Source organism: Pseudomonas svalbardensis, from assembly GCF_030053115.1.
GTDB classification, from domain to species: Bacteria; Pseudomonadota; Gammaproteobacteria; order Pseudomonadales; family Pseudomonadaceae; genus Aquipseudomonas; species Aquipseudomonas svalbardensis.
Map to the genome: position 1 here is coordinate 3,231,453 of NZ_CP125619.1, position 19,294 is coordinate 3,250,746.

A 19,294-nucleotide genomic window follows, 5' to 3' on the forward strand; every position below is an offset into this window, starting at 1 on the left:
ATGAGCACTAACGATAAACGTATCCGCGAATTCGCCTATCAGATCTGGGAATCGGAAGGAAAACCCGAGGGCCAGGACGCTCGCCACTGGGAGATGGCCCGCAAACTGGCTGAAGCCGAAGCCCTGGCACCGAGCAAATCGCCAAAAGCGGCGGGCAGCAAAACCGCCGGCACCAAGGCCCCTGCCAGCAAAGCCAATGGCAAGGCAGCGGAGCCAAACACCAAAGCCAAGCCCGCCGCTGCCTCCAAGGTCATCCCGCCGGGCGAAAAAGCCAACGAGAAAAAGCCTCGAGCAGCGCGTAAACCGCCCGCTGTCTGACGCCTCTCACCTGTGTCCTGATTGACCTCGTGGCGAGCCTTCTCGCCACCGAGGGCTCGCTCGCCCTCAAAAAAAACCAGAGCCAAGAACTGTCACCCCTTTGCAGGAGCACCTATGACCAGTCCGAAGAAAGCCGCGCCAGAACCTCAGGTCGAGGCCTCGCGAATCCGTGAAGGCTTGCCCTTCCCGCTGGGCGCGACCTGGGATGGCCTGGGGGTCAACTTCGCCTTGTTTTCCGCCAATGCCACCAAGGTCGAGCTGTGCATCTTCGATGATGCCGGCGAGGTCGAACTGGAACGCATCGAACTGCCGGAATACACCGACGAGATCTACCACGGCTACCTGCCCGACGCGCATCCGGGGATGATCTACGGCTACCGTGTCTACGGCCCGTACGACCCGGCGAACGGTCATCGCTTCAACCACAACAAACTGCTGATCGACCCCTACGCCAAACAACTGGTCGGCCAGTTGAAATGGTCCGAAGCCCTGTTCGGCTACACCATCGGCCATCCCGACGCCGACCTCAGTTTCGATGAACGGGACAGCGCGCCCTTCGTGCCCAAGTGCAAGGTGATCGACCCGGCCCACACCTGGGGTCACGACCATCGGGTCAGCGTGCCGTGGGACAAGACCATCATTTATGAGACTCACGTGCGCGGTATCAGCATGCGTCACCCCTCCGTCCCCGAGAATGTGCGCGGCACCTTCGCCGGGTTGATGGTCGATGACGTGCTGGAACACATCCGCAAGCTCGGCGTGTCGACAGTCGAATTGCTACCGATTCATGCCTTCGTCAACGACCAGCATCTGTTGCACAAAGGCATGACCAATTACTGGGGCTACAACAGCATCGCGTTCTTCGCCCCCGACCCGCGTTACCTGGCCAGTGGCAAGATCGCTGAGTTCAAGGAGATGGTTGCGCACCTGCACGAAGCCAATCTTGAAGTAATCCTCGACGTGGTCTACAACCACACCGCCGAGGGCAACGAACAAGGCCCGACCCTGTCCATGCGCGGCATCGACAACGCCTCTTACTACCGCTTGATGCCCGACGACAAGCGCTTCTACATCAACGATTCCGGCACCGGCAACACCCTGGACCTGAGTCACCCGTGCGTGCTGCAAATGGTCACCGACTCCCTGCGCTACTGGGCCTCGGAAATGCACGTCGACGGTTTCCGCTTCGATTTAGCGACCATTCTCGGCCGTTACCACGATGGCTTCGACGAACGTCACAGCTTCCTCGTCGCCTGCCGTCAGGACCCGGTGCTGCGCCAGGTGAAGATGATTGCAGAAGCCTGGGATTGCGGCCCCGGCGGCTATCAGGTCGGTAACTTTCCGCCAGGCTGGGTCGAGTGGAATGACAAATTCCGCGACACCGTGCGTGCGTTCTGGAAAGGCGACGACGGCCAACTGGCGGACTTCGCCAGTCGCATGACAGCCTCCGGCGAGATGTTCAATCAGCGTGGCCGGCGGCCGTACGCCTCGGTGAACTTCGTCACCGCCCACGACGGTTTCACCCTGAACGACCTGGTGTCGTACAACGACAAACACAACGAAGCCAACGACGAGAACAATCAGGACGGCAGCAACAACAACCTGTCCTGGAACCACGGCGTCGAAGGCCCGACCGACGACCCCGAGATCAATGAGCTGCGTCAGCGGCAGATGCGCAACTTCTTCGCCACCCTGCTGCTGTCCCAAGGCACGCCCATGCTGGTGGCCGGCGACGAATTCGCCCGCACCCAGGAGGGCAACAACAACGCCTATTGCCAGGACAGCGATATCGGTTGGGTCAATTGGGACCTGAGCGAAGACGGCAAGGCCCTGCTCAAGTTTGTTAAACGGCTGATCAAGTTGCGCCTGGCCTACCCGATCCTGCGTCGCGGTCGGTTCCTGGTGGGCAACTACAACGAGGACATCGGCGTCAAGGACGTCACCTGGCTCGCGCCGGATGGCAGCGAAATGTCCATCGAACAATGGGAGGAAGGCCATGGCCGCTGCCTCGGCATGCTGATGGATGGCCGCGCCCAGGAAACGGGGATCCGCCGCAAAGGTGGTGACGCGACGTTGTTGCTGGTGGTCAACGCGCACCACGACATCGTTAACTTCACCTTGCCGGAAGTGCCTGACGGCTATCACTGGACGTGCATGATCGACACCAATCAACCGTCGATTCGCGGGCAGGAACGCTTCGAGTTCGGGCACGAATATTCCGTCACTGGCCGTTCGCTGCTGCTGTTTGAATTGCAGCATGAGGAAGAAGAGTGAAATGGACCTTCAAGCGTTTCTCGATCGACAGTCACCGGACTACGCTGATACTCAGGCGCTAGGCCGGTGCCTGCGGGCGCTGGTGGAGGCTGAACTTGATCAGCTTCCGCTGCCGGGTAGCGGCCAGTCGCTGGAGCGATTCCAGCGACTGGCCGAAGTCGGTGCTCATGATCTGGGGTTGTGCAAGTTGTACGAAGGCCATACCGATGCACTGGCGATCATCCAGCAACTGGGTGGCTCGCCTACGCCGGGCAGCACGTGGGGCATGTGGGCTGCCGAACCACCGCAAGCGCGCGTGCAAGTCAGGCCGCAAGGTCAGATGGTTGTGCTGAATGGGCGCAAGGCCTGGTGTTCAGGTGCTTCGGTGTTGAGTCATGCGTTGCTCACGGCATGGGATCATCACGACCGGCAGCAATTGGTTGCGGTGGCGCTGGATCAACCCGGCGTGACCGTTACGGATCAGGGCTGGCAAGCCGTCGGAATGGGTGCCACTGGCAGCGTCGAGGTGCTGTTCGAAGGCGCCGAAGCACAAGCCATTGGCAACCCCGGCGATTACCTGCAACGTCCCGGCTTCTGGCAAGGCGGAATCGGCATTGCCGCTTGCTGGTACGGCGCGGCACAGAGCATCGCCGAACGCCTGCGCAGCCATTGCGCTCAACGTGAAGAACCCCACGCCCTCGCCCACCTGGGCGCGGTCGACAGTGCGCTGCATGCTGCCGCCGAGGTATTGCGGGTCAGCGCATTGATGATCGACGCCTCCCCGCTGGACGACGCCGAATTGCTGGCCCGGCGCGCCCGAGCGGTGGTGGAACACGCCGCCGAACAGGTCATGCTGCACGTCGGCCATGCCCTCGGCGCGGGTCCCTATTGCAAGGACCGACAGTTCGCCCGACTGATCGCCGACCTGCCGGTGTTCCTGCGTCAAAGCCACGCCGAACGGGATCTTGCAGCGCTTGGGCAGAGAGTACTTTCGGGGAAATGGGCGCTATGAAAACCAATCCAATAGTTGGCCAGGGAACGCCTCTGCATTTATGGCAAACCTCAAGCCATCTGGCGCAGTTGCCAGTGACCGACATCCTGACGCTGGTGCCGGAAGGCTCGCGCGCCGTGATCATCGCCCCCCATCCGGATGACGAAGTGCTGGGGTGCGGCGGCTTCCTGCAATTGCTCGCTGGGGCCGGCCGGCCGCTGCAACTGATTTCAGTCACTGATGGCAGTGCCAGCCATCCCGGTTCCGAGCGCTGGCCGGTGGAACGCCTGAGCGTGGTCCGCCCGCAGGAATCGGCCCAGGCCTTGCGCCGTCTCGGCCTGCCATTGCACAGTCTGAAATGGTTGCGCGGTGGTTTCGCCGACAGTCAGGTCGCGGCACGGGAAGCCGAGTTGTGCGAGTTCATCGAACGTCATCTGCGGCCCAACGATGTGGTCTTTACCACATGGCGAGAAGACGGCCATTGCGATCACGAGGCTGTGGGGCGTGCCAGTGCCGAAGCGGCGAAACGGGTCGGTGCTGCGCTGCATGAGCTGCCCGTCTGGACCTGGCACTGGGCAACCCCGGAAGACAGTTTCGTGCCTTGGCACCGGGCGCGAAAGATACTGTTGGCCCCGGCGCTGGTGGCGCGCAAACGTCACGCCATTCATGCCTTCGCCAGCCAACTGGAGGGCGACCCGAAAATCGGCTTGCCACCGGTGCTGGCACCGTATGTGCTGGACCGGTTACTGCAACCGTTTGAAGTGGTGTTTGTATGAGCGTCGAGGATTGCTATTTCGACGGTTTGTTCGCCGGCAACGACGATCCCTGGGTGTTCCGTCAGCGCTGGTACGAACAGCGCAAACGCGCCATAACGCTGGCAGCGCTGCCCCGACAGCACTACCGCGCGATCTTCGAACCCGGTTGCGCCAACGGGGAACTGAGCGCTGATCTGGCCACTCGCTGCGATCGCCTGTTGTGTTGCGATACGGCAGCCGCCGCCGTGGCGCTGGCTCGCACTCGCCTGAGTCTGTTCGACCATGCCGAAGTCCGCCAAAGTCGCCTGCCGAGCGATTGGCCCAACGAGCAGTTTGACCTGATCGTGCTCAGCGAAGTCGGCTATTACCTGGATGCCGAAGATCTCAAGTGCCTGATCGAACACGCCGCCCGGTCACTGACTGCCGACGGCCAGCTCCTGGCCTGCCACTGGCGCCCACCGATCGATGGCTGCCCGCTGAACGCACGACAGGTCCATGACCTGCTTCACGAACAGTTGCACTTGCCGCGCCTGGTCTTGCATCAGGAGGCCGATTTCCTGTTGGAACTCTGGAGCCGTGAACCGCGCTCCGTGGCCGCGCTGGAGGGCTTGCGATGATTGGCATTTTGATCCCGGCGCATAACGAAGAAGCGTTGATCGAGCAGTGCATACGGGCCGCCCTGCGCGCCGCGTGCCATGAACGGCTGGAGGGTGAAACGGTCCTGGTGCTGGTGGTGCTCGACAGTTGCACTGACCGATCCTCAGAGATTGTGGACAGTTACCCAGTGCACAGCCTGGCGATCGAGGCGCGTAACGTCGGCCAGGCGCGCGCCGCAGGTGCACGGTTTTTACTGGATCGGGGGGTGCGCTGGATTTCCTGCTCCGACGCCGACAGCCGGGTCGCCAAGGACTGGCTGGTGGCGCAACTGGACCTCGGTGCCGACGCGGTGTGCGGCACGGTGACGGTCGATCAGTGGAACGCGGCCTTCGATGAGGCGACACAGATTCGCTATCACAAGCGTTATCAGGCCCGCGACGGCCACCGGCATATCCATGGTGCCAACCTGGGCATCAGTGCCGAGGCTTACCGGCGTGCCGGTGGTTTCGAACCGCTGGCCAGTGACGAAGATGTACAACTGGTGCGGCAACTCGAGCGCTGCGGGGCGAATATTGCCTGGAGCCAGCGTCCCCAGGTGCTCACCAGTGCTCGACTGGACAGCCGCGCACGGGGAGGATTTGGTGATTTTTTGCGGGACATGGTGCAGGTCGGATAAAAAAACGTACCGGATGGAACATCGAGGCGACGAATAGCGTGACATAAGCAATACTCTGCTCGCGGCAATCCAGGGTTTGGAGCGCTGCACACTGCTATCAACGAGAACAAGGACGTAGCCATGAAATCGGTTTCCATCAGTGAAAGCAGCCTGCCAGTACAAATCTGGAACAGCGCCCCGCAACTGGACAACATTCCTGTCATCAGCACTCAGACCCTGGTCCCCGCCGGCGCACGCGCTGTAGTGATTGCCCCACACCCTGGCGATGAAGTCGTGACCTGCGGCGGCTTGCTGCAGCTGCTCAGCGCCCAGGGACATCCGCTCCAGTTAATCTCGATTACCGACGGCAGCGCCAGCCATCCGGGCTCGCAACAGTGGTCGGAGAAACGCTTGAGCGTGTTCCGCCCCCAGGAAAGCCTCGAAGCCTTGCGTCGGCTCGGGCTGCCGATGCACAGCCTCAAATGGATTCGTGGCGGCTTCACCGACAACGCCCTGGCCGAACGGGAATGTCAGATGACTCAGTTCATTGCCCGTTATTTACGCCCCGGGGATGTGGTGTTCAGCACCTGGCGCGAGGATGGCATTGTCGACCACGACGCCGTCGGCCGGGCCAGCGTCAAGGCCGCGGCCATGGTCGGGGCGGCGTTCAACGAAGTACCGGTCTGGGCCTGGCACTGGCCAACGCGTGATCGAGGGCTAATACCGTGGCATCGCGCGCGCAAGGTTCGCTTGGACACCTGGACCGTCGCACGCAAAAGCCACGCCACCCACGCCTATGCCAGCCAGCTCGACGGCGAGCCAGCCATCGGCCTCGCCCCGCTGCTGCCCCCGGTGCTTCTGGAGCGGATACGGTTGCCTTATGAAATTGTGTTTGTCTGACGTAGCGCTGGTAGCAGCTGCCGAGCTTGCGAGGCTGCTGCTACAGTTTTCGGTGAACGGTTGTTACGACGAATCACTCTGAACTGCCCGTCGCTGCATCAGTCGCATACATAACCAGTCCTGATTCAGAGGAGTGAACGTGACCAGTGATTCCAAGTGGCAGGCCGCCGAATCATCTCCATTGAACACGCCCCCGGCGATTCATCGACTGAGAGTACTGACGGTCAACACCCACAAGGGTTTTACCGCACTCAACCGACGTTTCATTCTCCCGGAACTGCGTGAAGCGGTACGCAGTACATCGGCGGACCTGGTGTTCCTGCAGGAAGTCGTCGGTGAACACGACCGCCATTCCACTCGCTACAACGATTGGCCGCAGACCTCACAGTACGAGTTCCTGGCCGACAGCATGTGGAGCGACTTCGCCTACGGTCGCAACGCGGTCTACCCCAACGGTCACCACGGCAATGCCCTGTTATCGAAATACCCGATCCGCGAACACCGCAACCTCGACGTCTCGATCACCGGCCCCGAACGGCGCGGGTTGCTGCATTGCGTGCTGGATGTACCGGGCCACACCGAAGTCCATGCGATCTGCGTTCACTTGAGTCTGCTGGAAAGCCATCGCCAGTTGCAGCTCCAGCTACTCTGCCAACTGCTCGAATCCTTGCCCGACGATGCGCCGGTGATTATCGCCGGCGACTTCAACGACTGGCAGTTGCAAGGCAACACCGCCCTCGCCCGACGCGACTATCTGCATGAAGCCTTCGAGCGTCACCACGGTCGCCCGGCGAAAACCTATCCGGCACGCTTTCCGCTGCTGCGTCTGGACCGGATTTATCTGCGCAATGCCAGCAGTCATGAGCCGCGAATACTGGGGCACAAGCCCTGGACGCACTTGTCGGATCATTTGCCGTTGGCGGTGGAAGTGCATCTTTGAAACGCCCAATAGCTTCGTAGAATACTGTGCCGGCCTGCGCCTATGGGGCAACCGCACCGCGCGCCTGGCCCAGCGTCACCCACATACGCAACTTCGAAAACGTGCGGCGCACCAAAGACGTCGTCGACGAATCCATCCGCTACAGCGTGCTGCAATTTGTCAACCAGCCCATCACCACTTCACTCATCACCAGCATCACCGAAAGCGTCAACCTGTTCCTGCGCAAACTCATCGGCGACGGCGCCTTACTCGGCGGTGAATGCTGGTACGACCCGGCCCGCAACCCACAAACCGAACTAGGACAGGACCACGCACTGTTCAACTACAAACTCACCGTGCCGCTGCCGTTTGAACGCGGCACCTTTGAAACCGAAATCACCGGGGAATACCTGGTTAACCTGGGGAACGCATAAATGGCAGGCTTTAGCGCACACCGGATCTCCAACGCCAACGTGTATCTGGATGGCACCAGCTTCTTTGGCAAGTGTGAAGAGATTGACCTGGGCACCATCAAAACCGTGATGAGCGACTTTCAAGGGTTGGGTATGGCCGGGTTGATCGAGCTGCCGGATGGCATCGACAAGTTGCGCCATGCTGTCGATGAGGGGGGGCGACCTCACATCAACGTCCTGCTAAACACCATGTCTGCGCTAACCCACCAATGCGAAATTGCACTCCACTTGCCCATCCGTTTGCATTCCACCTGACCAGTCATTTGCATTCGTTCTGACCAGATTGCATCGGATTTGGCCAGCACGCTTTGTAACCATGATCGGCAGAGAACGGCCAAAAGCGGTCAGTCGGCGGATGAAATGTGGCTTGTACCAACCCACGATGTTGTATGTAATTCCACGCCAATTCAGTGCATAAAGTGGTTCGCAGGTATGGAAGCCAGTACCCTCACATTTCAAGAGTTGTTTCGTCCGGGAAGCGCCTCAAATGGCTACACCGTGGCCGAACGATGCTCCTCCGATTTTCTGATAAACGAACGTTCGTTGCTCAATGCTATCGTTATTGCTGCTGGTGGACATTCCGACTTTATGGGTTGTTTCGTTAAGGGCTTCCTAGAGCAAAACAAACAATCTAATTTTCGTCTGCTATTACGCGAGCCCGCTGAAATAGAAAGCGGTCGGATACTCCTTTACATCTGCCCCGAGTGCGGTGACATCGGGTGTGGCGCCTACGCAGTATCTGTTCGCCAAAACGATGACTGTTTCACGTGGGATTCCTTTGCTTACGAGAACGGCTATGAAGAACCTCAAATCATTGAAGGAGTCGGCCCCTTCACATTTGAGAAGCATGCCTATGAGGCAGCTATCAACGATGCGGCTGCTTTCTAGAAGGCAACTCAACCTGCGCTGCTAAAGCAGGCCGATTGTGTCCGTCGACCGCCGCTTTTGGTCGATTTCGGTCAGTCGTGATAGGCAGAAATCGGCCAAAAGCGGACATGCGCCAAGCCCCGACCGCGGTTCACACCGGTGGCCCCCGCGTTTCAAATAGCAGCCACCTTACGCATCAAGAACATCCGTCAGTTATTCAAGAATTTGACCACCAGAGGATTCATTTCAGCGGAGCACTCCTCCGGCAACCAGTGCCCACAATTGGGCAAGACCTGGCCTTCTACATTGGTCGCGTATTCTTTCATTTGATCCACTTGAAATTGCCCCATCCCGCCGTGCCCTCCACCGCCGATTGCCAGCACGGGCATGTTCAGGGGAGTCTTTGCCAGCTCGACGTTTTCAGTGACCGATTGGTTAAGCGCTCGGTAGTATTCGAACGACGCGTTCAGCGTATGGGGCTTGGCGTATGACTTGGCGTAAAGATCGAGCAGCTCAGGCGTAAAGACATCCTTGTTGGTCGCGTGTTCTTTGATGAAGTGCGAGAGGAACAATTTCTCATGCCCTGTGATCAACTTTTCGGCCAATTGGTTGCCAGCGGCGAAGAAGCTGAAATGCCAGACCAGCGACTCACCCTGTGGTGAGAATGCCGGGAAATCGTAAATGCGCTTGTCGGGAATCGGTGCCTCCATGTACACCAGTTTCCTTATCTGGCTTTGGTGGGTTACTGCCATGGGATAGGTGTTCCAGATACCGATGTCGTGCGCAACCAAGTCAAACGGCTGGTTCCCGCTTAGCTGTGTCGCGAGGGCGAACAGATATTTCGAGACGTCAGTGCCGGTGTAACTGGTCTTGGGCGGTTCCGACTCGCCCAGGCCCGGTAAATCCACCGCAACTACGGTGTGAGTCTTCGCGAGTTCGGGCATCAAGCTGTGCCACTCATACCAGGCTTGACCAAATCCGTGGACCAGGTAAACCAAAGGCCCGGAACCGCCCTTCACATAGTGGAGCTTCACGCCGTCTATGGTTTTGAATTCACTCTTGAATCCCGCTGGAACAGGAAACTCTGCCGCTTGTGCCAAGCATGGCAAAGCCAGGGTGATTGCGATTGCGGCGAGGGTCGATCTAATGCGCTGTTTCATTTTATTTCTCCCATCGAGTTATGACTGAAAATTACGACCATGCGAAGGCGTGCTATCCCCCGATCAATGACTGTGGATCGCTTGGGTAGTGTGCCGTTGACCTTGTGGAAAACCATGCGCCCGTGCCCGAAATGCAATGGCCAAGCTGATCAATAGCAACGCCAGCAACACGCTAGGAAATGCATTCGTTCCCCATTGGCCGAGTAACACGCCACCCAGCAGTCCACCGCCAGCAATAGCGCTGTTCCAGACCACTACGTTCATGGAGAGCGCAACGTCAGAGCCCTTGCCTGCGGCGTCGGCGAGTGCTGTTTGCAGCAGGGTGGCCGCGCCACCAAAGGTCAGCCCCCAAATGAAGACACCTACGTAAATGGCTGTGGCGGAGCCTGAGAACACTCCGAGGAAAATCGAAACCGCTGCGAATGTTGCAAGGCTGGCCAGCACGGTTGTTCGCAGGTGCCGGTCGACCAGTCGGCCCGTGAGCCAGATGCTGGCCAGCGCAGCGACACCAAATGTGAGCAATACCAAATCGACGTCACTGTTCAGCCCAGCCTTGGAAACGAAAGGCGCGACATAGGTGTAAAGAATGTTGTGGGCCAGCATCCAGGTGAAGACGACCGCCAATACCGAACGGACGCCTGGGGTGAAAAATACCTGACGTAACGGCATGCGCTGTGAGGATGATTGGCCTGGGTAATCCGGCACTTTGATCAGCACCCAAACGATCAATATCAGGGTCATGCCGGACATCAATCCAAAGGCCATGCGCCAGCCCATGAATCCACCCAGCCAGGTTCCCATCGGCACACCCAACGACAGCGCGATGGGCGTACCCACCATCGCCACCGCCAATGCGCGCCCCTGCAAATGAGGGGCGACCATGCGCCGTGCATAGCCCGCGATAAGGCTCCAGGCCAATCCCGCTGAAACCCCGGCGAAAAACCGTGCAATCAGCGTCAGCCAGTAATCGGAAGACAGCGCCGTGAGGGAGTTGAACACCAGGAAGCCGACAATCGTCACCAGCAGTACCGTCCTGCGGCGCCAGCTTTGCGTGGCAATGGTCAGCGGGATTGCCGCCAGCAATGACCCCAACGCATAGACAGTCACCATCTGTCCGGCCAGAGACGCAGAGACACCCAGGCCACTGCCGATTTCAGGTAGCAAACCTGCTGGCAAGGTCTCAGTGACAATGCAAATGAAACCCGTCATCGCCAGTGCAAGCAGGGCTCCAAGCGGAAGCTTTCCGCTCTGTCGTTCATCTATAGTCATTTGCCACCTCATATATATACCGATCGGTATAATATGGGGGTGTGCCGCGATCTAGTCAACGACTTATATATCGATTAGTATTTAAGTGATCGAAAGGAGGTTCACATGGCACAGATGGGACGTCCACGCACCTTTGACCGTGGCGTGGCAATTACTCAGGCGATGCATTTGTTCTGGGAGCACGGCTATGACGCAACATCACTCAGCCAGCTCAAGGCAAATATCGGCGGCGGCATCACCGCACCCAGCTTCTACGCTGCATTCGGCTCAAAGCAGGCGCTGTTCAATGAAGTGATGGAACGTTACCTGAACACCCACGGCCGGGTGACCGATAGCCTGTTTGACACCACGCTCCCCCCGAGAGAGTCGGTCGAACTTACGCTGCGGCGCTCCGCGAAAATGCAGTGTGAGCCCGACCACCCAGCAGGATGCCTGGTGGCGCTGGGTCTGCTGAGTGCCTGCACGGATGAAAGCAAAGCCATCTCCCAGCCGCTGGCTGACGCAAGATCCTTGAACCGTGCAGGGATGGTGGCGTGTGTCGAGCGCGCTATCGCATCCGGGGAGCTGCCAACCACGGTTGTGCCCGAGGCATTGGCCACGGTGTTTGACAGCTTTCTCCTGGGGATTTCGGTACTGGCCCGAGACGGTGTGCCCCTCAAACAGATAAACGACGCGGTGACGCAAATCATGACGGTATGGGATGCGTCGTGTATCGGTCGTCCGGCGATTATTAAGGCAATCCCTAAACGGGAGTAAACAGCGAACCCTGTTCCCAGTAAGCGCATCAGTATCGACAGCTCTTTGGCTGTTGATGAGCGTGTTGTACCTGAAGAATGTCCGCTTTGGGTCGGCTGCTGCCCTTCGTAACTGGTCGTTATCGACCGAACGTAAGGAGGTAGGAACCTTTAAGGCCCACCCTCCCACAACTCAGCAGCCACCTGCGAGCATTGCTACGTCCAGTAATCGACCTGATGATGCCAGCCGCTCGACAGAAGTCGTAATTCAATCCCGAGCAATCTTGTCATTTGCCAAGGCTTAGGGCAGGGTCGATACCACTGAGATCTCTGCCAAGGAGTCACCCCATGTCAAAGCTATATCCCAGTATCGATCCCGAGGGGCTGGTTGAGTACTCAGTGGTCTACACCGACCGCTCGCTCAACCACATGTCGCAGTCATTTCAAGGCGTGATGAAGAACATTTCCAGGACCCTGAAACAGGTCTACAACGCCCAGGCTGTTGCGGTGGTCCCGGGCAGCGGCACATTCGGCATGGAAGCGGTGGCGCGACAGTTTGCCACCGACCAGCAATGCCTGGTGATACGCAACGGCTGGTTCAGTTATCGCTGGAGCCAGATCCTTGAGATGGGCAACATCCCGGCGGCCACCACGGTGCTGAAAGCCCGACCGGTCGACACTGGTCGCCAGGCTGCCTACGCCCCACCCCCTCTGGACGAGGTGCTGGCAGCCATTCAGGCGCAGAAGCCGCAGATTGTGTTCGCCCCCCACGTTGAAACCTCATCAGGGATTATCCTGCCCGACGAGTACCTGCGGGCCGTCGGCGACGCCGTGCATGCGGTGGGTGGCCTGTTCGTGCTGGACTGCATCGCCTCAGGCACGCTTTGGGTTGATATGCAGAAATGCGCAGTCGACCTGCTGATCAGCGCACCGCAGAAAGGCTGGAGCGCCTCCCCTTGCTGCGCCCTGGTGATGCTCAGTTCTTTGGCCCTCGATCGCATCGAACAGACGCATAGCAGCAGCTTCGCCTGCGACCTGAAAAAGTGGCTTCAGATCATGCAGGCCTACGAACAGGGCGGACATGCCTACCATGCGACCATGCCCAGCGATTCCCTCGCGCGATTTAACGAAGTGATGAAAGAGACGCAAGCCTACGGTTTCGACAAGGTCCGCGGCGAACAACAGGCTCTGGGCGATCGGGTGCGCGCAATGTTGACTGGCAAAGGCATCAAAAGCGTGGCCGCAGCCGGCTTTCAGGCCCCTGGCGTAGTGGTGAGCTACACCGATGATGCCGACATCAAGAGCGGTAAGAAATTTGCCAACCACGGCCTACAGATCGCCGCCGGAGTGCCGTTGCAATGCGACGAGCCGGCCGACTTCCAGACCTTCCGCATCGGTCTGTTCGGACTCGAAAAGCTGCACAATATCGAGCGCACGGTCAGCACCCTCGAGCAGGCACTGGACGAGGTGATGGTTAACTAAGCCCTCATCTTGCCCGCAGCACATACCGAACTTGTGAATTCTAGGAAGGCATCCTGCCCTGGGCACTGCCGGCCCATGGCGCTGATCTCCGACGAATATGACGCTGGTCGCCCGGACGTCATGTTAGAACCATAAGGGAAAGCACGTGCACGCGTCTTACTGACACGTGCGCCCTTCAGCGTTATCAGAAAAGGTTTCCAACGAAACCTTTCACGGGGCGGATGATTGGCGGCTGTATGACTTGGATCGACCCAAAGCTGACGATGGCGACAGGCAGAAATCGGCCAAAAGCAGACGCGCCATTCCGTCAACCTCTCACTCCAAAAGACAGGGCACCGCAATACATCAAAGTGGAGCACAGGATCATCTGGGCGATCATGAAGCCAATGGTTGCTCCCAGAAATGCAATGCTTGCAACAAGCCATGACAAGCTTGCTTTCACGCGGTACCTCAATAGCCAAGCTGACACTCCTGTGCCCACCAACATGCTGGGCATGGAAAATAGGTGCCCAAGCACAAGCAACCCTTCGGGGCGAGCCAGGCTGAACATGATTTTCATGTAGATCAATAGACTTGTAGTGGTCAACTAATTCCGGACACGACGTTAAGTTTTTCTTCGGCCCGAGCTGGCGCCAGCCCATCGTTGAATTGATGGGGCCGAATCCAGTTGTACCGATGCATCAAGAAATGGCTGATATCGCGTTGGGCTTCTTGAGCAGTTCTGTAGCCTTTGGTCGGTATCCATTCAGTTTTCAAGCTGCGGAACACGCGCTCCATCGGCGCGTTGTCCCAGCAATTCCCCCGACGACTCATGCTCTGACACATGCGATAACGCCACAGCCGCTGGCGAAATAAACGACTCGCATACTGCGACCCTTGATCCGAGTGAAACAGCAGGCCCTGAGTCCTTCCACGTTGTTCGTAGGCCATATCCAGCGCCTTGATAACCAGCTCAGCGTCCGGCTTTTCCGACAATGCCCAGCCCACCACTCGGCACACGCAAAGATCCAGTACGACAGCCAGATAGTGCCATTTCCCTTGGGCCCAAATGTAGGTGATGTCGCCGCACCACACCTGGTTGGGTGCCTAGACATCGAACTCCCGATTCAAGATGTTCGGGATATCCAACCGTTCAACCGTCGCTCGTTTACAGGCATGAGAACCTGGCTGTTTGCTGACGAGGTCAAGCTCACGCATCAAGCTGCGCACTTTGAACCGACCGAGTTGCTCACCATCATCACGCATCAACGAGAGGATGCTACGGCTGCCGGCAGCACTGCGACTTTGTGAAAACAACTCGCTCACCCGGCTGCGCAACCGAAGTCGTTCGACATCCGGCGTTCGGCGCTTTAGGCGGTGGGCGTAGTAACTTGAGGGGTTGATTTTAAATACGTCGCATAGCCAATCAACCGGCTCATGGACGCTCAGCTGATTGATCAGCGCGTACGCTCGTGATCTTCCGACATCAAGAGCTCGGTAGCCTTTTTTAATATCGATTTTTCCCGTTCAAGCCGGGCGATCCGGGCTTCCAGCTCCTGGATTTTCTGCTGTTCCGGTGTCAGCGCTTTGCTCTGCGGGGTAACGCCTTTGCACTCCTGCTGAACCTGGTCGACCCAACGGCGTACTGCCGACTCGCCGACGCCGAGTGAACGGCTGGCTTCGATGTAGCTGTAGTTTTGCTTGAGCACGAGGTCGGCAGCCTCGCGTTTGAATTCAGCAGAAAAGGAACGGCGTTGTTTGGTCATCTGACACCTCGATCTGGCGAGCATTCTCGCCTAAATGGGTGTCCGGTTTCATTAGACCACTACACAAGCGCAGTTCCGGATCATTAGCGTGGATGACCAAAGCACCTAGGTAGATCATGAGTGCCGTCTCAGAGGGAGGATGGACACTACAGGTTTAGCACTATATTAAGAAACTGCGAGGTAAATTTCGCAGGATTGTAGATGATTGTTTTTTATAGATTTATTTTTTAATGGTTTCATAAAACTACGAAATTTAATGCATGGGAAATCGGTGTTTTGTAAAGTTCAGTTTTCGAAGCTATGTAATTCAAACTGTTAGCAGGGCTTCGTAGGTTTGAGGAAACAGCAATCCCTGCTCCAATCGCGAAATCAGCGTAAACGGCCTCCTTAGTCTCTTAACCCATTGATTCGTCTGAGTATTCATTCGCTACGACCCTGTCGGTCCATCACTTTTTTAACGATATCAGCGGACACCTTGATCCTTGCCACGTTTTATAACCTACTGATATTCATAGATTTTTATCTTTTTGGCTTTCGGGAACAGCTTCTCCGAGTTTTCGTAAATGAGCGGACTCATTCAACATTATGTCTAGCGTTCCCGTAGGTTAAAACTCAATGAAATCAATGGCTAATGGGATTTTTTAACGCATTGAGCGGACCTTCCCAGTGCTGCTTTTCTATGACGAAATGAGCGGGCATTCCTGAAGCTTGCGTCCTGGTAATGGCCGGTTACTTAGCGATGGCAAGCTGGTACCGAATCTCCTGGAAGCCCCGCAGATCAAGCGTTTGACCTAACCTAGAACGATGGCAAATGCTACCAGCCAGCGATCGCGTCAGAATGGGCCCCACCTTGAAGCTACGTCGGAACGCGCCGAGATTTGCTTTAATCAGCGGACATTCCCGAGCAGGATTTTGAACAAAGTACCCTGCAGGCCAATAAAATCGGGCGCCTAGGCTTTTTTGCTTTAATCAGCGGACTTCCCAGCGCCCCTTTGCGTTTAACGAAATCAGCGCACTTTCCCGACCGATAATGTTGGCTCACGATCGTATTTGAAATGACGTTATTAAAAGTTTTATAAATCATAAGGTTGGCGCAATTTAACCATTTGAGCGGACATTCCCGGCGTGCCGTTTTGACGAAATGAGCGGACATTCCCTAGACCTCTGCTGGAACAAAGATGCCGTGCAGGCCACAGAATCCGCAGGTCTCCACGATTTTAATCAATGAACGGACGTTCCCGGCGCCTAGGACGATCGTGATACCAACAGCAGACCCGCTCGATGGGTATCCGCTACAGGACTCCCCGGGAGCATCTAAGGCGACCGACCCAAGGACATGCGCAGCAATCGTTTTCAAACTATCAACGTGCAAACACTCTCCGGGTACCAATAAAGGCCCGGCCTGCTGAGCGCTTTGGAGGCGCCTGCATTTGTTCGGTGTTCTTTGACCATAAGTACCAGGCGATGAACAGGATAAAGGCAACGCTGAGCCATTTCACCGCGATGAAGACCGACTCGAACTGCAGGGCGAGTGATGCAAGTCCGAGGGTGGCGACCAGCAGTCCAGGCAAACCTGATCTACAGGCCGCGTTGACGTCGATGTGCGTCGCTAATCCAGGATGAACAGGTCCCCTTCCACATCCGTATCGCCGTGTTTACGACTCTCCGCCGCAGCGTCGTAGACGATCATCAGAACCTCCCCAGGCTGCTCGCCCGATTGGAACAGACACATGCCCTCAGCGTGATCGTTGCCTTGCCCGAAAGGCACCTCCAGCACCTTCTCCAATTGATCGGTGAAGACCACGCTTTCCTCGTCGGACGCGAAACCGCCGCGCCAGCGGAAGACCGTTACCGGACCGTCCTGCTCCATGGTGGGGCCCGCCAGGATCAGCAGATCGTCACCGCGGGTGCACAGGTCACGCAAGCCCAGGCCATTGAGCGCGAAGAAGTGCTTGCGGTAGCGGCGCCCATCCCGACCGATCGTCTTCAGCACCAGCGTGTCAGACGAGGAGTCGTTCAGCTCGGGTTCGATCTCCAACAACACGGCCCAGCCGCGTAGAACCGGTCCACGCAGCCCCAGCAGAAGGCGCGATCCGATCATCACCAACCCTTCGATATCGAAGCCGTTGTCCTTACCCGGGATACGCAGGAAGTCGCGTAGCTGAGGATCTTCAGCAATGGCCGCGGTCAGGTCGTTACCGACTTCGTTGCCCTGCAGCTGCGCCGCTGTACGTCCATCGGCATCCACTTTCCTGGTGAGTACATAGCTGTCGTTCTGCTGCACCACAGGGATGCGGGCCAGCAGAAAACGATTGCCGTCCGCCTCTACCGTCGACAGGCGCTTGATATTCTTCTGTGCAGAAGTGCCGGCCTCGGACTTCTTGCGCTTCAGGCTATGGGAGCCCACCACCCAGAGGTAACCACTGTCATGGACATAGGCCAAGCCCTCGATATCGATCTCGGCGTCTTGTTTCGGTAGGGGCAGATCCAGATATTCCAGGAGCGGAAACGATTGGTGCTCGTCGCACCTTACGACGCCGCCGGGCGCAGCATCCTGGATTTTCAGGCGTTCCAGGCTCGTGGTTTCGTCGTTCGCCACCCAGAGTGTGTCGTCAATCTGCTGAACGACCGAAAGGCCATCGCGCAACGACGCAAACGCCGGATCAAAGCTCAATAGCGCAAAATTGCTTCGGTGGCTCATGAGCGGTCTCCCTGTCTTTATGGCGCTGCGCGCCGGTTACTCAGAACCGAATTCTGCGCGTGCTCTTCGTCCAGAGCATGCACTCGTCCTAGCCGACCCGTCCACCGCTGAAGGCTTAGGTCCCTTCGCTGCAGCTGCTAAGCAACCCGGATTAGTTCCATCAACTCCAAAAATAGCCGACTAACGGTGACCCTCGCAGGCACAAAGCCTGCAATAACCACCTCGACGAACATTTGACGTCAATCTACCGCCATACGGATTTCCTAATCAGCAGAACCAATTGACACAGCTCAATAGCGTCGGTTCGAGCGCAACTGTGGCCGCAACATTCACCGCATACAGGATTATTGACATGATCGACCTCGCCACCTGGAATTTGAGCATCCCTGAAGGCAGCCCACCGGCCACCATAGAAACGCCTCGATTGGCGCAAGGCTTCAAGCACCAGTATTTCAGTTCTGAAGCCGCTACCCTTTCCTTCTGGGCACCTGTGACCGGTTCCAGGACGGCCAACGCTATTTACCCGCGCAGCGAGTTGCGGGAAACCTATAGCGATGGAACGCTGCGCAACTGGCAATATTCAGCGGCGGATAACATTCTGCGGGCGAGTCTGGCCGTCAATCAGGTGCCCAGCACCGGTAAGATCGTGATTGGTCAGATTCACAACAAGGACAGCAACAGCCCCATGGTGAAGCTGGAGTACCAATACAAAACGTCGGCTTCGACGGGAAACATTGTCGCCAAGGTGCGCATGCGCCCCGACGATGTAGAGGGCCAGGTCATTACCATTGCGACGGGTGTGCCGCTCGACCGCAACTTTTCCTACCAGATCCACCTCAGCCCGAAGGGCGCGCTGGGCATCAGCGCAGCAGGATACAACTGGAGAACCACCATCGACCCGAGCTGGAAGACCAAACCACTGTATTTCAAAGCGGGTGCGTATGTGCAGGACAACACCGGCTATCCCACCGAGGGCGGAAAAGTGACGTTCAGGATGCTGGAGATCCAACACAACATTTAGTCGCTTCTTTAGGTCACTACCGTTGGCACGCCGATCCGAAGGGTGAAGGCTTTAGTGGATTTCCTCGTCGATCGGCTACCAAGTGGCTAGCTGTCAGTGAACTCAACCGCGCGGACGGCAGATGCCCTCGACTTTCAAAACCATTGCGCGCGCATACAGTGAGATACGCTGCTATCTCAGGCGGGTGTCGAAGGTGGCGGCATGCATCCTTACATGGTGCGATCACGTTCACTATCGCAAAGAAGGCGAGCGGGACGAGGAATGCATCAGATTGGTGGCGGAGGCTACCCAGAGAAGATTCCTGCGCCCGGTGCTGGATTGAGTTAACTAACCTTAAGGGCGTCGGTCGATTGCACCATTTCGCGATTTGCAGCTATCGGCCAAAAGCGTCTAGTTTGCGAAGATCAAGGCTCAGGGTATTGATACCAACCTTCACGGACGCTAAGCCCTCATA

17 protein-coding genes and 1 pseudogene are annotated in these 19,294 nt (G+C 57.6%); 14 read left to right on the top strand and 4 right to left on the bottom strand.

The features are described from left to right. The 11 genes from QFX16_RS14945 to QFX16_RS14995 all read left to right on the top strand — a co-directional run bounded on the left by QFX16_RS14945 (position 1) and on the right by QFX16_RS14995 (position 8,749). Positions 1 to 318: a DUF2934 domain-containing protein gene (locus QFX16_RS14945; protein ID WP_283180270.1), complete on the top strand. Its 318-nt coding sequence runs from the start codon at positions 1 to 3 to the stop codon at positions 316 to 318. Between the two features lie 114 nt (positions 319 to 432). Further along, complete coding sequence (gene glgX, locus QFX16_RS14950; RefSeq protein WP_283180271.1) at positions 433 to 2,592, top strand: glycogen debranching protein GlgX; 2,160 nt, start codon at positions 433 to 435, stop codon at positions 2,590 to 2,592. Position 2,593: 1 nt separating this feature from the next. After that, the gene (locus QFX16_RS14955) at positions 2,594 to 3,583 is read left to right on the top strand and encodes an acyl-CoA dehydrogenase family protein (RefSeq protein ID WP_283180272.1); all 990 of its coding nucleotides are present in this window, start codon (positions 2,594 to 2,596) and stop codon (positions 3,581 to 3,583) included. Beyond that, a complete protein-coding gene (locus QFX16_RS14960; protein ID WP_283180273.1) occupies positions 3,580 to 4,338 on the top strand; it encodes a PIG-L deacetylase family protein in 759 nt (252 codons plus the stop codon). The genes QFX16_RS14955 and QFX16_RS14960 overlap by 4 nt, the downstream gene beginning before the upstream one ends. Next, a complete protein-coding gene (locus QFX16_RS14965; protein ID WP_283180274.1) occupies positions 4,335 to 4,934 on the top strand; it encodes an SAM-dependent methyltransferase in 600 nt (199 codons plus the stop codon). Before QFX16_RS14960 ends, QFX16_RS14965 begins: the two co-directional genes overlap by 4 nt. Next, complete coding sequence (locus QFX16_RS14970) at positions 4,931 to 5,590, top strand: glycosyltransferase family 2 protein (RefSeq protein ID WP_283180275.1); 660 nt, start codon at positions 4,931 to 4,933, stop codon at positions 5,588 to 5,590. The genes QFX16_RS14965 and QFX16_RS14970 overlap by 4 nt, the downstream gene beginning before the upstream one ends. A gap of 120 nt (positions 5,591 to 5,710) precedes the next feature. Beyond that, positions 5,711 to 6,469 (top strand): PIG-L deacetylase family protein, encoded by a 759-nt coding sequence (locus tag QFX16_RS14975; RefSeq protein ID WP_283180276.1) that lies wholly within the window; start codon positions 5,711 to 5,713, stop codon positions 6,467 to 6,469. Positions 6,470 to 6,608: 139 nt separating this feature from the next. Then, the gene (locus QFX16_RS14980) at positions 6,609 to 7,409 is read left to right on the top strand and encodes an endonuclease/exonuclease/phosphatase family protein (RefSeq protein ID WP_283180277.1); all 801 of its coding nucleotides are present in this window, start codon (positions 6,609 to 6,611) and stop codon (positions 7,407 to 7,409) included. Between the two features lie 26 nt (positions 7,410 to 7,435). Beyond that, positions 7,436 to 7,822, top strand: a complete 387-nt coding sequence (locus tag QFX16_RS14985; protein ID WP_283180278.1) for a phage tail sheath C-terminal domain-containing protein — start codon at positions 7,436 to 7,438, stop codon at positions 7,820 to 7,822. Beyond that, positions 7,823 to 8,116, top strand: a complete 294-nt coding sequence (locus QFX16_RS14990; RefSeq protein WP_283180279.1) for a phage major tail tube protein — start codon at positions 7,823 to 7,825, stop codon at positions 8,114 to 8,116. 177 nt (positions 8,117 to 8,293) lie between these two features. Further along, a complete protein-coding gene (locus tag QFX16_RS14995; protein ID WP_283180280.1) occupies positions 8,294 to 8,749 on the top strand; it encodes a hypothetical protein in 456 nt (151 codons plus the stop codon). Between the two features lie 188 nt (positions 8,750 to 8,937). On the opposite strand, the gene QFX16_RS15000 is transcribed toward QFX16_RS14995, so the two are convergent. Together QFX16_RS15000 and QFX16_RS15005 are read right to left on the bottom strand one after the other, a co-directional pair. Further along, a complete protein-coding gene (locus QFX16_RS15000) occupies positions 8,938 to 9,888 on the bottom strand; it encodes an alpha/beta fold hydrolase (RefSeq protein WP_283180281.1) in 951 nt (316 codons plus the stop codon). A 63-nt stretch (positions 9,889 to 9,951) separates the two neighbouring features. Further along, positions 9,952 to 11,157, bottom strand: a complete 1,206-nt coding sequence (locus QFX16_RS15005; protein ID WP_283180282.1) for an MFS transporter — start codon at positions 11,155 to 11,157, stop codon at positions 9,952 to 9,954. A 105-nt stretch (positions 11,158 to 11,262) separates the two neighbouring features. Here QFX16_RS15005 and QFX16_RS15010 point away from each other — a divergent pair, with 105 nt between their 5' ends. Both QFX16_RS15010 and QFX16_RS15015 read left to right on the top strand, forming a co-directional pair. Continuing rightward, positions 11,263 to 11,913, top strand: coding sequence for a TetR/AcrR family transcriptional regulator (locus QFX16_RS15010; RefSeq protein ID WP_283180283.1), 651 nt, complete (start codon positions 11,263 to 11,265; stop codon positions 11,911 to 11,913). A 326-nt stretch (positions 11,914 to 12,239) separates the two neighbouring features. Continuing rightward, positions 12,240 to 13,373: an aminotransferase class V-fold PLP-dependent enzyme gene (locus QFX16_RS15015; RefSeq protein ID WP_283180284.1), complete on the top strand. Its 1,134-nt coding sequence runs from the start codon at positions 12,240 to 12,242 to the stop codon at positions 13,371 to 13,373. A gap of 582 nt (positions 13,374 to 13,955) precedes the next feature. Here the strand turns inward: QFX16_RS15015 and QFX16_RS15020 are convergent. Next, a pseudogene (locus QFX16_RS15020) lies at positions 13,956 to 15,118 on the bottom strand (IS3 family transposase). A 1,609-nt stretch (positions 15,119 to 16,727) separates the two neighbouring features. Next, positions 16,728 to 17,819 (bottom strand): DUF3616 domain-containing protein, encoded by a 1,092-nt coding sequence (locus QFX16_RS15025; RefSeq protein ID WP_283180285.1) that lies wholly within the window; start codon positions 17,817 to 17,819, stop codon positions 16,728 to 16,730. A 352-nt stretch (positions 17,820 to 18,171) separates the two neighbouring features. On the opposite strand from QFX16_RS15025, the gene QFX16_RS15030 reads away from it, so the two are divergent. Further along, the gene (locus QFX16_RS15030; RefSeq protein WP_283180286.1) at positions 18,172 to 18,840 is read left to right on the top strand and encodes a polysaccharide lyase family 7 protein; all 669 of its coding nucleotides are present in this window, start codon (positions 18,172 to 18,174) and stop codon (positions 18,838 to 18,840) included. Positions 18,841 to 19,294: the final 454 nt, after the last annotated feature.

What these genes read in the sequence shown, in the direction of transcription:
- QFX16_RS14945 (WP_283180270.1), top strand. Translation starts at nt 1, where the DNA reads ATGAGCACTAACGATAAACGTATCCGCGAATTCGCCTATCAGATCTGG.
- glgX (WP_283180271.1), top strand. Translation starts at nt 433, where the DNA reads ATGACCAGTCCGAAGAAAGCCGCGCCAGAACCTCAGGTCGAGGCCTCG.
- QFX16_RS14955 (WP_283180272.1), top strand. Translation starts at nt 2,594, where the DNA reads ATGGACCTTCAAGCGTTTCTCGATCGACAGTCACCGGACTACGCTGAT.
- QFX16_RS14960 (WP_283180273.1), top strand. Translation starts at nt 3,580, where the DNA reads ATGAAAACCAATCCAATAGTTGGCCAGGGAACGCCTCTGCATTTATGG.
- QFX16_RS14965 (WP_283180274.1), top strand. Translation starts at nt 4,335, where the DNA reads ATGAGCGTCGAGGATTGCTATTTCGACGGTTTGTTCGCCGGCAACGAC.
- QFX16_RS14970 (WP_283180275.1), top strand. Translation starts at nt 4,931, where the DNA reads ATGATTGGCATTTTGATCCCGGCGCATAACGAAGAAGCGTTGATCGAG.
- QFX16_RS14975 (WP_283180276.1), top strand. Translation starts at nt 5,711, where the DNA reads ATGAAATCGGTTTCCATCAGTGAAAGCAGCCTGCCAGTACAAATCTGG.
- QFX16_RS14990 (WP_283180279.1), top strand. Translation starts at nt 7,823, where the DNA reads ATGGCAGGCTTTAGCGCACACCGGATCTCCAACGCCAACGTGTATCTG.
- QFX16_RS14995 (WP_283180280.1), top strand. Translation starts at nt 8,294, where the DNA reads ATGGAAGCCAGTACCCTCACATTTCAAGAGTTGTTTCGTCCGGGAAGC.
- QFX16_RS15000 (WP_283180281.1), bottom strand. Translation starts at nt 9,888, where the DNA reads ATGAAACAGCGCATTAGATCGACCCTCGCCGCAATCGCAATCACCCTG.
- QFX16_RS15005 (WP_283180282.1), bottom strand. Translation starts at nt 11,157, where the DNA reads ATGACTATAGATGAACGACAGAGCGGAAAGCTTCCGCTTGGAGCCCTG.
- QFX16_RS15010 (WP_283180283.1), top strand. Translation starts at nt 11,263, where the DNA reads ATGGCACAGATGGGACGTCCACGCACCTTTGACCGTGGCGTGGCAATT.
- QFX16_RS15015 (WP_283180284.1), top strand. Translation starts at nt 12,240, where the DNA reads ATGTCAAAGCTATATCCCAGTATCGATCCCGAGGGGCTGGTTGAGTAC.
- QFX16_RS15025 (WP_283180285.1), bottom strand. Translation starts at nt 17,819, where the DNA reads ATGAGCCACCGAAGCAATTTTGCGCTATTGAGCTTTGATCCGGCGTTT.
- QFX16_RS15030 (WP_283180286.1), top strand. Translation starts at nt 18,172, where the DNA reads ATGATCGACCTCGCCACCTGGAATTTGAGCATCCCTGAAGGCAGCCCA.